A 12,537-nucleotide genomic window follows, 5' to 3' on the forward strand; every position below is an offset into this window, starting at 1 on the left:
TTACTCCTTGGCGTCTTCAGGTGTGGATGGGTGCTGACTGTCTTCAGCCACGGCGCGCTCGATCAGCGCCGACAGGTGCGCACCACGCACGACGCTTTCGTCGTAGTGGAAGTGCAACTGAGGCACGCTGCGCAGCTTCATTTCGCGGGCCAACTGCATGCGCAGGAAACCTGCAGCCGAGTTGAGCACCTTGATGCTTTGCGCGATTTCTTCGCTGCTGTCCTGGCCCATCACGGTGATGAAGATCTTCGCGTGACCTACGTCGCGGCTCACTTCAACGGCGGTGATGGTGACCAAGCCAACGCGTGGGTCTTTGACTTCGCGACGGATCAGTTGGGCCAGCTCGCGCTGCATCTGATCGCCGATACGCTGGGTACGGCTGTATTCTTTTGCCATGTCTTGTTACCTGTTACTGCCACACGGTGAAACCCGTGGGGTCTGAAAGCGGCAAACGCCCGGCCTGACAAAAGCCAGACCGGGCGTTGCGTTTAGAGTCCGTACGCTGCGCGGGGCATGTGCATGCCCACGCGTCGCGTGGCTCCGGAAGTGCGCGAGTTAGAGGCTGCGAGCAACCTGAACCTTCTCGTAGACTTCGATCTTGTCGCCAGCTTTGACGTCGTTGTAGCTCTTGACGCCGATACCGCATTCCATGCCGGCACGCACTTCGGAAGCGTCATCCTTGAAGCGGCGCAGGGATTCCAGCTCGCCTTCGAAGATAACGATGTCTTCACGCAGTACACGGATTGGACGGTTACGGTGCACAACACCTTCGATAACCATGCAACCGGCGATCGCGCCGAATTTCGGCGAGCGGAACACGTCACGCACCTCGGCAACACCCAGGATATTCTCCCGAACGTCGCTGCCAAGCATACCGGTAAGGGCTTTCTTGACGTCTTCGATGATGTCGTAGATGACGTTGTAGTAACGCATGTCCAGGCCTTCCTGCTCGACGATCTTGCGAGCGCCAGCATCGGCACGCACGTTGAAGCCGAACAGTACAGCGTTGGAAGCCAGTGCCAGGTTGGCGTCGGACTCGGTGATACCACCGACACCGCCACCGACAACGCGCACTTGCACTTCGTCGTTACCCAGGCCGTTCAAGGCGCCGTTCAACGCTTCGAGGGAACCACGGACGTCAGATTTGAGGACGATGTTAAGCGTCTTCTTCTCTGCCTGGCCCATGTTTTCGAAGATATTTTCCAGCTTGCCGGCGTGAGCACGGGCCAGTTTGACTTCGCGGAACTTGCCTTGACGGAACAGAGCCACTTCACGGGCTTTCTTCTCGTCGGCTACTACGCTCATCTCGTCGCCAGCGTCCGGGGTACCGTCCAGGCCGAGAATCTCGACAGGGATGGAAGGACCGGCTTCCTTGATTGGCTTGCCGTTCTCGTCGAGCATGGCACGTACACGGCCGTAGTTCGAACCAACCAGTACCATGTCGCCTTGGCGCAGCGTACCGTCTTGAACCAGAACGGTTGCAACCGGGCCACGACCTTTGTCGAGACGCGATTCAACCACAACACCGCGACCCGGGGCCGATGGCGTTGCTTTCAGTTCGAGTACTTCAGCTTGCAGCAGGACCGCTTCGAGCAGTTCGTCTACACCGGTACCGACTTTTGCCGAGACCGAAACGAACGGCGTATCACCGCCCCACTCTTCGGACGTCACGCCGTGAACCGACAGTTCGCTACGGATGCGATCGAGATCGGCGCCCGGCTTGTCGATTTTGTTCACGGCAACAACCAGTGGAACACCAGCGGCCTTGGCGTGCTGGACAGCTTCAATGGTCTGCGGCATCACGCCGTCGTCCGCTGCAACCACCAGAATTACGATGTCAGTCGCCTTGGCACCACGGGCACGCATTGCGGTAAACGCGGCGTGACCAGGGGTGTCGAGGAAAGTGACCATGCCGCGTTCGGTTTCAACGTGGTATGCACCAATGTGCTGGGTGATACCGCCGGCTTCGCCAGCAGCTACCTTGGCACGACGGATGTAGTCGAGCAGCGAGGTCTTACCGTGGTCAACGTGGCCCATTACGGTCACAACTGGCGCACGGGAGAACGACTCACCTTCAAACTTCAGGGACTCGGCCAGGGAATCTTCCAGGGCGGTGTCGCTGACCAGGGTCACTTTGTGGCCCAGCTCTTCAGCAACCAGTTGGGCAGTTTCCTGGTCCAGTACCTGGTTGATGGTCGCCGGCGTACCCAGTTTGAACATGAACTTGATGATTTCAGCAGCCTTGACCGACATCTGATTGGCGAGGTCGCCAACTGTGATGGTCTCGCCGATCTGCACATCACGCACGACAGGGCCGGTTGGGCTCTGGAAACCGTGGGCGTTGCGCTTTTTCAGCTTGGCCTTGCCGCGACCACCACGACGGAAGCCATCGCTTTCTTCGTCGGTAGTACGTGGGGCAACGCGTGGAGCAGGCGCTTTCTCTTTGACCGAGGCACGATGTGGAGCGTTTTTACGCTCGCCATCGCCACCACCACCGCGACGATTGTTATCGTCGGCACGTGGTTTGTCCGGACGACGAGGCTCGTCGCGCTTGCGAGCGTCTGCTGCAGGAGCAGGTGCAGCGGCAACCGGAGCAGCCTCACGCACAGCTTCAACAGGCGCTGCAGGAGCGGCGACCGCGTCAGTACCAGCAGGTTGCGCAGCAGCAGGCTGGCGGCGCGCTTCTTCTTCGGCGCGACGCTTGGCTTCTTCTTCAGCCTTCTGACGAGCAGCATTTTCTACTGCGCGACGTTCATCCAGTTCGCGTTTGCGCTCGGCTTCGATTTCTTCCGGGCTGCGCTGTACGAAGACTTTCTTCTTGCGTACTTCAACGCTGATGCTCTTGCTACCAGCAACACGCAGGGTGCTGGTGGTTTTGCGCTGCAATGTAATCTTGCGCGGTTCTTCCACTTTCGCCTTGTGGCTGCTCTTCAAGTGAGTCAGCAAAGACTGCTTCTCACTGTCGCTCACACCTTCATCGGCGGCGGTGTGCGGCAGACCTGCCTCACGCATCTGCTGCAACAGGCGCTCTACCGGTGTTTTGACCTCATCGGCCAGTTGTTTCACCGTGACTTGCGTCATGCACTTCTCTCCTCAGGCCGCGCCTAGTTACTCGAACCAATGGGCTCGGGCGGCCATGATCAACTTGCCGGCACGATCATCGTCAATGCCGTCGATGTCGAGCAGATCGTCAATAGACTGCTCGGCCAGGTCTTCGCGGGTAATTACGCCGCGCACCGCCAGTTCCATCGCCAAATCCTTGTCCATACCCTCAAGCGAGAGCAGGTCTTCGGCCGGATGGGCGTCTGCCAGCTTTTCCTCAGTAGCGATGGCTTTAGTCAACAAACGATCCTTGGCCCGAGCGCGAAGCTCGTTGACGGTGTCTTCGTCAAAGCCGTCGATGTTGAGCATTTCTTCCAACGGTACGTAGGCAATCTCTTCCAGGCTGGTGAAGCCTTCATCTACCAGCACCTGCGCCAGGTCTTCGTCGACTTCCAGCTCGTCGATGAAGTTGCGCAGGATGTCACCGGTTTCAGCTTGCTGCTTAGCCTGGATGTCCGATTCGGTCATCACGTTCAGGGTCCAGCCGGTCAGTTGGCTGGCCAGACGCACGTTCTGACCACCACGACCAATGGCCTGAGCCAGATTATCTGCGCCAACGGCGATGTCCATTGCATGGGCATCTTCGTCAACGATAATTGCCGCCACTTCAGCCGGCGACATGGCGTTAATTACGAACTGCGCCGGGTTATCGTCCCACAGGACGATGTCCACACGCTCGCCGCCCAACTCGCCCGACACTGCCTGGACGCGCGAACCGCGCATACCAATGCAAGCGCCCTGTGGGTCGATGCGTTTGTCCTTGGAGCGGACCGCGATCTTGGCGCGCGAACCCGGGTCGCGGGACGCAGCCATGACTTCGATCAGGCCTTCGGCAATTTCCGGCACTTCGATACGGAACAGCTCGATCAGCATTTCCGGCGCGGTACGCGACAGGATCAACTGAGGGCCGCGGTTCTCGGTGCGGATTTCCTTGAGCAGCGCACGCAGACGCACGCCGACACGGAAGGTTTCGCGAGAGATGATGTCTTCGCGGGCCAGCAACGCTTCAGCGTTGTTGCCCAGGTCAACGATCACGTTGTCGCGGGTAACTTTTTTCACGGTACCGGAGATGATTTCACCCAGGCGCTCGCGATAAGCATCAACGACTTGAGCGCGCTCAGCTTCGCGAACCTTCTGCACGATGACCTGCTTGGCGGTCTGTGCAGCAATACGGCCGAATTCGATCGACTCGATCTTTTCTTCGACGACATCACCGACCTTGGCGCCAGGGTGCGTTTCGGCAACCTTGCTTGGCCAGGTTTCGATGGCCGGATCATCAAGATCGGCTTCTTCGACGACCGTCCAGCGACGGAAAGTCTCATAGGCACCGGTGTGGCGGTTGATTTCCACACGCAGATCAACTTCGTCTTCAAAACGCTTTTTGGTAGCAGTGGCCAGGGCCAGCTCCAGCGCTTCAAAAATCACGTTTGCCGGTACGCCCTTTTCATTGGATACCGACTCAACAACCAGCAGTACTTCTTTGCTCATCGTACGCCTCGCCTTTCGCAAGCCATTGGATCCGCGGGATCCGCGTCTCAGTCAAAACTGGGAATAATGTTGGCCTTGTCGATCATATCGATCGGCAACAGGAATTCATGGTCTTCTACCTGCACCACGACATCCTGTTCTTCTACACCGCGCAGAAGGCCCTGAAAGTTGCGTCGCCCTTCAAAGGGAGAGCGCAGCTTGATCTTCACTTGTTCACCGGCAAATTTTGCAAACTGATCAATAGTGAACAGTGGGCGTTCCATGCCTGGCGAGGAAACTTCGAGGGTGTATTCAACGGAAATCGGATCTTCAACATCCAGGACACCGCTGATCTGACGGCTGACAATGGCACAATCGTCCACCAGCACGCCGCCCTCTTTATCGATATAAACGCGCAACATTGAGTGGCGACCTTGAGCCGAAAACTCAATACCCCAGCATTCATAGCCTAGGGCCACGACCACCGGGGCCAACAAGGCCTGCAACTCTTCTAGCTTGCTCGACACCTGAACCCCCTCGTGCATGTATGTGCATGCTGTGCAAAATAAAAAAATGGGCGAAACGCCCATCCTTGAAACGCCGTCGAACAGCGGCGTTGAAAGTGTCCAGCTAACAAAAAGCCCCTTAAAAGGGGCTCCGCTAAAACTGGTTGCGGGGGCCGGATTTGAACCGACGACCTTCGGGTTATGAGCCCGACGAGCTACCAGACTGCTCCACCCCGCGACAAAGCTGGGGGCGGAAGTATACGACCGATCCCTTACAGGGTCAATGTAACCTTCCACCTACAAGAAAGCCCGCAACAGCGGGCTCTCCTGATAATTGGTACCGAGAAGGGGACTCGAACCCCTACACCCTATGGGCACAACCACCTCAAGGTTGCGTGTCTACCAATTCCACCACCTCGGCAATACAGCGTTTACAACCCTTCTTACTTCTGCTCTTGAGCTGGAGGTACGTCAGTCGCTGGAGTAGCCGACTTTTGCTCTTGAAGCACCGGGACATCATCAGAAGCCGGTTTTGCTTTTGGTACTTCCAACACTGCCGGGTTTGGGAGACCTACTTGAGTCAGCACATGAGCTTTCTCTTTAGCAAAGTAACCTAACCCCAAGCTGGTTATGAAGAAACCGGCGGCAAGTATAGCAGTAAACTTACTAAGAAAGGTAGAGGAACCTTGGCTTCCGAACACAGTATTTGAAGCACCTGCACCGAAAGACGCACCAGCATCCGCACCTTTACCCTGTTGCAACAAAACCAGGGCAACTACGCCCAGGGCAGCCAACAGATGAAAAACGACTACGACTGTTTCCAGCATTTTTTCAGTTTCCCGCGGCGCGACAGATCGCACCGAACTCATCTGCATTCAGGGAAGCTCCACCAATGAGCCCCCCATCGATATCCGGCATGCCGAACAGTTCGACCGCATTGGCCGCCTTCACGCTGCCGCCGTATAGAAGCCGCACACCTTGCGCGACTTCAGAATTCTCTGCCGCCAACTGAGCGCGGATGGCTGCGTGCACATCCTGCGCCTGTTGCGGCGTAGCAGTCAGTCCGGTGCCAATGGCCCAGACCGGCTCGTAAGCAATGACTGCCTTTGCAAATGCACCAACACCCAGCTCCTCGATGATGCTGCCCAGCTGACGCGAGACAACTTCAAGAGTCTTGCCCGATTCACGTTGCTCCAGGGTCTCCCCTATGCACAACACTGGAATCAAGCCACAAGCCTGTGCCGCTGCGAACTTGCGGTTGAGTGTCCCATCACGCTCGCCCATCATCTGACGGCGCTCGGAGTGCCCGACAAGCACATAGGAACAACCCGCATCTACCAGCTGACTCGGCGAAATCTCGCCGGTCAACGCACCTTGCATGGGCTCCACCGCAGAATTCTGCGCGCCGACCTGAATCGACTTACCTTTCAAGCCATCAACAACCTGGTTGATATGCAAGCAAGGCGGGAAAACCGCAACATCAACACCGCTAGGCAAGGCCAAGTGACGAAGGCCATTGATCAGCTCAGCGACACTGGCGCGGGTACCGTGCATCTTCCAGTTACCAGCTACCATAGTGCGACGCATGCTGTACCTCGTCGGTCAAAGTGGGCGCAGATGTTACCCAACCACATCATCACTGGCAAGCCGAATTCAGGCGCAAATTTCAGTTACCAGTTTTGCCAGGTCTTCGGCATGGCCGCGAACCTGTGTTTCGTCTTCGCCTTCGACCATGACGCGCACCAGAGGCTCTGTGCCGGACTTGCGCAACAGCACCCGTCCACGCCCCGCCATTGCCAGGGTTACGCGCTCGCACGCGTCTTTGACAGCAGGGTGCTCGATCGGGTTTTCGCCACCGGCAAAACGCACATTGAGCAGAACTTGCGGGCACTTACGCAGCGCCTGTCGCGCCTGAGCCAAGCTCTCTTCACGGCGACGCAACGACAACAACACTTGCAGAGCAGCAATGATGGCATCGCCCGTGGTGGTGTGCTGGAAGCAGACAACATGCCCGGAGTTTTCACCCCCCACCTGCCAGTTACGCTCCAGCAGCTCGGCGATCACATATCGGTCACCGACGTTAGCGCGTACGAACGGAATACCCAGTTCCGCCAGAGCGAGCTCAAGCCCAAGATTGCTCATCAATGTGCCGACGACACCACCTTGCAGCTTGTTACGCTCATGCAGGTCGCGAGCAATGATAAACAGCAGGTCATCGCCATCAACCACGGTACCGGTGTGATCCACCATCAACACACGGTCGCCATCGCCATCAAAGGCGATGCCCAGGTCGGCATGCTCAGCCAGAACGGCCGCCTGCAACTGCCCCATGTGGGTGGAACCGCAATTTTCATTGATGTTCAAGCCGTTCGGTTGCGCCGAAAGCACCGTCACGTCCGCACCCAGCTCTTTGAATACACTCGGAGCCACCTTATAGGTCGCACCATGGGCGCAGTCGACAACGATCTTCAGCCCGGCAAAATTGGTACTGCTCGGAACGCTGCTTTTGCAAAATTCGATATAACGGCCTGATGCGTCGTTGATACGCGACACCTTGCCCAGCTTGCTGGACTCAACCACCGTCATCGGTGCATCCAGCAGCTCTTCAATCATCAACTCGATCTCGTCCGGCAACTTGGTGCCCTGGCCCGAGAAGAACTTGATGCCGTTGTCATCGTGGGGATTGTGCGACGCACTGATCACGATCCCGGCTTCAGCGTGAAAGGTACGCGTCAGGTAAGCGATTGCAGGCGTAGGCATTGGCCCCAACAGCATCACATCAGCACCGGCGGCGGACAAACCTGCCTCCAGCGCCGATTCGAACATATAACCCGAAATACGGGTGTCCTTGCCCACCAGAATGCGGCAAGCGCCCATGCTGCGGAACGCCATGCCTGCCGCCCAGCCCAGCTTGAGCATGAAATCAGGAGTAATCGGAAATTCGCCGACCCGACCGCGAATACCGTCGGTGCCAAAATATTTTTTAGTCATAAGTGCTCCGTCATTCTTATTCGGCTGATTCTACAGCGGCAATCATACGCACCACATCGACTGTCTCGGCGACATCATGCACGCGCAAAATTCGCGCACCTTTGGTCATGGCAAGCGCAGCAAGCGCCAGTCCGCCGTACAGCCGCTCGCCCACCGGGCGATTCAAGGCCAGCCCTATCATGCTCTTGCGCGAAACACCGACCAACAAGGGCCGACCAAGGGCATGCAGGGCTTCCATATGCTTAAAGAGACTCAAATTGTGCTGGAGTGTCTTGGCAAACCCAAAACCGGGATCAAGGATGATCTTTTCGGCAGCGATTCCCGCTGTGGCGCACTGAGCGATTCGTTCGGCGAGAAACCCACTCACTTCACCTACCAGGTCGTCGTAGTGCGGGCTGTCTTGCATGTTGCCAGGCTCCCCCAGCATATGCATCAGGCACACCGGCAGACCGGTTGCCGCCGCAGCATCCAGGGCACCGTCTCGCTGCAGGGAGCGCACATCGTTGATCAGGCCCGCACCCAGGCGCGCCGTTTCACGCATTACCGCCGGCGTAGATGTATCAACCGAGATGATCACATCAAGCTCGCGGGCGATACGCTCAACTATCGGCGCGACGCGCTCCAGCTCCTCCAAGGGAGAAACAACACGTGCTCCCGGACGAGTCGATTCGCCACCAACATCAATCAACGTTGCCCCCGCCAGCACCATAGCCTCGGCGTGACGCAACGCGGCGTCCTGCTGACTGAAACGGCCGCCGTCGGAAAAGGAATCAGGGGTTACATTAAGAATGCCCATGACGTGTGTATGGGCCAAATCAAGAACCCGGTTGCCGCAAGGCAACCGGGTGGAGGACGACGCAGAAGTCATTTCAAACCTTAGTGGTCAGCCGCAGGGCCACCGATCGGGGTTTCAGGGCGTTCGTTCTGAACCACTGGCGGGGTGCCAGAGGTGCCTGAACCGCCTTCCCAGTCGCGAGGCTCACGAGGCGTACGACCGGCCATGATGTCGTCGATCTGGTCGGCGTCAATGGTCTCGTACTTCATCAGCGCATCAGCCATGGCATCCAGCTTGTCGCGGTTGTCAGTCAGGATCTGCTTGGCAGTGCCGTAGCACTGGTCAATGATGCTGCGCACCTCGGAGTCGATCAGCTTGGCCGTCTCACCGGAGAAGCTGGCGCTTTGACCGCCGCCGCCACGCCCCAGGAACACTTCGCCATCTTCCTCGGCATACATCAATGGACCGAGTTTTTCCGACAAGCCCCACTTGGTCACCATGTTTCGTGCAATCTGGCTGGCACGCATGATGTCGTTGGAGGCACCGGTGGTCACACCGTCAAAGCCCAAGGTCATTTCTTCAGCAATCCGGCCACCGTACAGCGAGCAGATCTGGCTGATCAGCGCTCGCTTGGAGAGGCTGTAACGATCCTCTTCCGGCAGGAACATGGTGACACCCAGCGCGCGACCACGAGGGATGATCGACACTTTGTAGACCGGGTCATGCTCAGGCACAACACGACCCACAATGGCGTGACCGGCTTCGTGATAAGCGGTGTTCTGCTTCTCTTTTTCGGACATGACCATGGATTTGCGCTCGGCGCCCATCATGATTTTGTCTTTTGCCAGCTCGAACTCTTTCATTTCAACGATGCGTTTACCGGTACGGGCTGCGAACAACGAAGCCTCGTTCACCAGGTTGGCAAGGTCTGCACCCGAGAAGCCTGGCGTACCACGAGCAATCACGGCCGGCGCAACATCGTCGCCCATCGGCACTTTGCGCATGTGCACTTTCAGAATCTGTTCGCGACCGCGGATATCCGGCAGGCCAACCACAACCTGACGGTCAAAACGACCTGGACGCAGCAGTGCAGGGTCCAGTACGTCAGGACGGTTAGTCGCAGCAATGACGATGATGCCGTCATTCATTTCGAAGCCGTCCATCTCCACCAGCAACTGGTTGAGGGTCTGCTCACGCTCATCGTGACCGCCGCCCATGCCAGCACCACGATGGCGACCAACAGCGTCGATTTCATCGATGAAGATGATGCACGGTGCGTGCTTCTTGGCCTGTTCGAACATATCGCGAACACGGCTGGCACCCACACCAACAAACATTTCGACGAAGTCAGAACCGGAAATGGTGAAGAACGGCACTTTGGCTTCGCCGGCAATCGCCTTGGCCAGCAAGGTTTTACCGGTACCCGGAGGACCAACCATCAGTACGCCGCGTGGAATACGGCCGCCCAGGCGTTGGAACTTGCCCGGATCGCGCAGAAACTCGACCAGCTCACCGACCTCTTCCTTGGCTTCGTCGCAACCTGCAACGTCAGCCAGGGTGGTCTTGACCTGATCCTCGGAGAGCAGGCGCGCCTTGCTCTTGCCGAAGCTCATCGGCCCGCCCTTGCCTCCCGCACCACCTTGCATCTGGCGCATGAAGAACATGAACACGGCGATAATCACCAGGATCGGGAAGCTGGCCACCAGGAGTTGAGTCCAGATGCTCTGCTGCTCAGGCTGCTTGCCCTCAACGACCACGTGGTTATCTACCAGGTCGCCGATCAGACCATTGTCCTGGATAGCCGGACGAATGGTCTTGAAGCTGTCGCCATCGTTGCGTTTGCCGGTGATCACGTAGCCATCAACCGCTACGCGCTCGACCTTGCCATCCTTAACTTGCTGGATGAAGTCGGAATAGTTGAGGGTCTGCGGCTCGTTAGGGCTGGAGAAGTTGTTCATCACCGTCACCAGGACTGCCGCGATGATCAACCACAGGATCAGATTCTTTGCCATATCGTTCAATTAACTACCCTCTGAAGCAAGCTCCGCTACTGGCGCGCGCTTCGCATGATATTCACCGGCCTAACTTACTACATTACCTACAACTCTGGCAGGCGCCGTCTGTAACCCTTTGTGAAACTTTGACTACACAATATTCGTAAAGCTTCGTGACGAAAGCGATATAAAAAAACCTATCGCCTTCCTCGAATTCCTCAAAAACGCTCTTCACTCGCCGCACCTTCAACACCGCGGAAGCCGCGGCACAGCAGGTATTGCTCTCGAGACCTGTCCCGAGAAGAGTCTGGCTTGCGCGTTTGCACCTTGTCGAACAACTTGCGGATGTTCTTGTGGTACTCGTCAAAACCTTCACCCTGGAAGACTTTCACCAGAAAATCACCACCCGGACGCAACACCCGACCCGCCAAATCCAGCGCCAGTTCACACAGGAACATTGCGCGCGGCATATCGACGGCCGGTAATCCACTCATATTGGGGGCCATGTCGGAAATCACAAGGTCTACCTGCGAATTTCCCACTGCCTCGAGGATCTCTGCGAGCACGGTGTCCTGGGTGAAGTCACCGTGAACAAAGGTCACATCCGGGATGCTGTCCATTTCCAGGATGTCGGAAGCGATCAAGCGGCCCTGCCCACCAATCAGACGACTGGTCACTTGGGACCAGCCACCAGGGGCCGCGCCAAGATCAATAACGCTCATGCCGGGGCGAATCAATTTGTCCTTGTCCTGGATCTCAAGGAGCTTGTAGCTGGCCCGCGAACGGTACCCGTCCTTTTGCGCCTTTTTGACGTAAGGATCGTTGAAATGCTCTTGCAGCCACTTAAGGCTAGTTTTGGAACGGGCCACGGGCCACCTCGAAAAATAAAACGGGTCGTGATTAACTGGGCGGTCCCGGACTCGCTCGGGTAAACTGGCCGCCGCTTTTTACAAGATCAGACGCAGGGGTCAGATTATGCCGCTCACTCAAGAGCAGAAGAAACAGTACAAATCCATTGGCCACCATCTGAAACCAGTTCTGATTGTGGCAGACAACGGTTTGACTGAAGGTGTGTTAGCCGAACTTGAACGCGCATTGGGCGATCACGAACTGATCAAGATCAAGGTCAACATCCTTGACCGCGAAGCGCGTTTGGCCGCTGTTGCAGAACTGTGCAAGGTCGGCAAAGCGGATCTGGTTCAGGTCATCGGTAAGATGGCGCTGCTGTATCGCAAGAACTTCAGCGTCAACAAGCAACTGTCGAACGTACACCGCTTCAAGTAACAAAAGGGTCACGGGCGTGCTTCGCGCGCCCCGCCACTCCATCCTGGCGCCGGTTGTAAAACCAGCACCAAGCCGGAGAACCCTAGCACAAGATAGCTGAATAGCTGCCAGCGCAACGCTTCCGGCAGCCACGTATGCACCACGCAAAACATTGCGCATGCGTACAGCGCCATCAACAGCAGTTGGCCGCGAATATCCCGCCACAAACTCCCCAAGCCCTCGGCCTTGATCAGCACCAGCACCTGGAGCGTCACGCACGCCGCCGCAAAACCTACCAGCAGCGCGCTGAGCAATCCGTCGATTTCATCGATCAGCAACGGCGCCAGGCCAATCAGGCCCAGCGTCGGCAGTAAACCAATGTGTAACAACCACACGCCGCCCACCCAAAGCATCTGGGCAAGCTGCCAAAGCATGGCGC

12 protein-coding genes and 2 tRNA genes are annotated in these 12,537 nt (G+C 57.3%); 1 reads left to right on the top strand and 13 read right to left on the bottom strand.

Annotated features, from left to right (window positions below):
* From rbfA to rlmE, 12 genes are all read right to left on the bottom strand, one after another.
* Positions 1-396, bottom strand: coding sequence for a 30S ribosome-binding factor RbfA (gene rbfA, locus ABWL43_RS24860; protein WP_016973761.1), 396 nt, complete (start codon positions 394-396; stop codon positions 1-3).
* A 159-nt stretch (positions 397-555) separates the two neighbouring features.
* Positions 556-3,081: a translation initiation factor IF-2 gene (gene infB / locus ABWL43_RS24865; RefSeq protein WP_145162144.1), complete on the bottom strand. Its 2,526-nt coding sequence runs from the start codon at positions 3,079-3,081 to the stop codon at positions 556-558.
* Between the two features lie 27 nt (positions 3,082-3,108).
* Positions 3,109-4,590, bottom strand: coding sequence for a transcription termination factor NusA (nusA, locus tag ABWL43_RS24870; RefSeq protein WP_008057419.1), 1,482 nt, complete (start codon positions 4,588-4,590; stop codon positions 3,109-3,111).
* A gap of 47 nt (positions 4,591-4,637) precedes the next feature.
* Positions 4,638-5,096 (bottom strand): ribosome maturation factor RimP, encoded by a 459-nt coding sequence (gene rimP / locus ABWL43_RS24875; protein WP_003235029.1) that lies wholly within the window; start codon positions 5,094-5,096, stop codon positions 4,638-4,640.
* A 140-nt stretch (positions 5,097-5,236) separates the two neighbouring features.
* Positions 5,237-5,313: transfer RNA gene (locus ABWL43_RS24880), tRNA-Met, on the bottom strand.
* Between the two features lie 97 nt (positions 5,314-5,410).
* Positions 5,411-5,496, bottom strand: a tRNA-Leu gene (locus ABWL43_RS24885).
* Between the two features lie 22 nt (positions 5,497-5,518).
* Positions 5,519-5,902 (bottom strand): preprotein translocase subunit SecG, encoded by a 384-nt coding sequence (secG, locus tag ABWL43_RS24890; protein WP_010206600.1) that lies wholly within the window; start codon positions 5,900-5,902, stop codon positions 5,519-5,521.
* Between the two features lie 4 nt (positions 5,903-5,906).
* Positions 5,907-6,662 (bottom strand): triose-phosphate isomerase, encoded by a 756-nt coding sequence (gene tpiA, locus ABWL43_RS24895; RefSeq protein ID WP_003194193.1) that lies wholly within the window; start codon positions 6,660-6,662, stop codon positions 5,907-5,909.
* A gap of 66 nt (positions 6,663-6,728) precedes the next feature.
* Positions 6,729-8,066, bottom strand: coding sequence for a phosphoglucosamine mutase (gene glmM, locus ABWL43_RS24900; RefSeq protein WP_145162150.1), 1,338 nt, complete (start codon positions 8,064-8,066; stop codon positions 6,729-6,731).
* 16 nt (positions 8,067-8,082) lie between these two features.
* Positions 8,083-8,934 (bottom strand): dihydropteroate synthase, encoded by an 852-nt coding sequence (folP, locus tag ABWL43_RS24905; RefSeq protein WP_404485040.1) that lies wholly within the window; start codon positions 8,932-8,934, stop codon positions 8,083-8,085.
* 8 nt (positions 8,935-8,942) lie between these two features.
* Positions 8,943-10,853 carry an ATP-dependent zinc metalloprotease FtsH gene (ftsH, locus tag ABWL43_RS24910; RefSeq protein WP_106579257.1) on the bottom strand — a complete coding sequence of 637 codons (1,911 nt, stop codon included), beginning with the start codon at positions 10,851-10,853 and terminating at the stop codon, positions 8,943-8,945.
* 200 nt (positions 10,854-11,053) lie between these two features.
* Positions 11,054-11,704: a 23S rRNA (uridine(2552)-2'-O)-methyltransferase RlmE gene (gene rlmE / locus ABWL43_RS24915; protein ID WP_065892263.1), complete on the bottom strand. Its 651-nt coding sequence runs from the start codon at positions 11,702-11,704 to the stop codon at positions 11,054-11,056.
* Positions 11,705-11,810: 106 nt separating this feature from the next.
* Between rlmE and ABWL43_RS24920 the strand changes: the two genes are divergently transcribed.
* Entirely contained in the window at positions 11,811-12,119 is a 309-nt protein-coding gene (locus ABWL43_RS24920; protein ID WP_106579258.1) for a YhbY family RNA-binding protein, read from the top strand.
* An 8-nt stretch (positions 12,120-12,127) separates the two neighbouring features.
* Here ABWL43_RS24920 and ABWL43_RS24925 read toward each other — a convergent pair whose 3' ends face one another.
* Positions 12,128-12,532, bottom strand: a complete 405-nt coding sequence (locus ABWL43_RS24925) for an MFS transporter (protein ID WP_106579259.1) — start codon at positions 12,530-12,532, stop codon at positions 12,128-12,130.
* Positions 12,533-12,537: the final 5 nt, after the last annotated feature.

The sequence above is a fragment of the Pseudomonas sp. HT11 genome (genome assembly GCF_044875395.1).
In the GTDB taxonomy this organism is placed as follows: domain Bacteria; phylum Pseudomonadota; class Gammaproteobacteria; order Pseudomonadales; family Pseudomonadaceae; genus Aquipseudomonas.

Excerpts from the sequence above, each read along its gene's own strand:
- glmM (WP_145162150.1), bottom strand. The coding sequence starts at position 8,066 with ATGACTAAAAAATATTTTGGCACCGACGGTATTCGCGGTCGGGTCGGC.
- rbfA (WP_016973761.1), bottom strand. The coding sequence starts at position 396 with ATGGCAAAAGAATACAGCCGTACCCAGCGTATCGGCGATCAGATGCAG.
- tpiA (WP_003194193.1), bottom strand. The coding sequence starts at position 6,662 with ATGCGTCGCACTATGGTAGCTGGTAACTGGAAGATGCACGGTACCCGC.
- ABWL43_RS24925 (WP_106579259.1), bottom strand. The coding sequence starts at position 12,532 with ATGCTTTGGCAGCTTGCCCAGATGCTTTGGGTGGGCGGCGTGTGGTTG.
- ftsH (WP_106579257.1), bottom strand. The coding sequence starts at position 10,853 with ATGGCAAAGAATCTGATCCTGTGGTTGATCATCGCGGCAGTCCTGGTG.
- folP (WP_404485040.1), bottom strand. The coding sequence starts at position 8,934 with ATGACTTCTGCGTCGTCCTCCACCCGGTTGCCTTGCGGCAACCGGGTT.
- nusA (WP_008057419.1), bottom strand. The coding sequence starts at position 4,590 with ATGAGCAAAGAAGTACTGCTGGTTGTTGAGTCGGTATCCAATGAAAAG.
- ABWL43_RS24920 (WP_106579258.1), top strand. The coding sequence starts at position 11,811 with ATGCCGCTCACTCAAGAGCAGAAGAAACAGTACAAATCCATTGGCCAC.
- secG (WP_010206600.1), bottom strand. The coding sequence starts at position 5,902 with ATGCTGGAAACAGTCGTAGTCGTTTTTCATCTGTTGGCTGCCCTGGGC.
- infB (WP_145162144.1), bottom strand. The coding sequence starts at position 3,081 with ATGACGCAAGTCACGGTGAAACAACTGGCCGATGAGGTCAAAACACCG.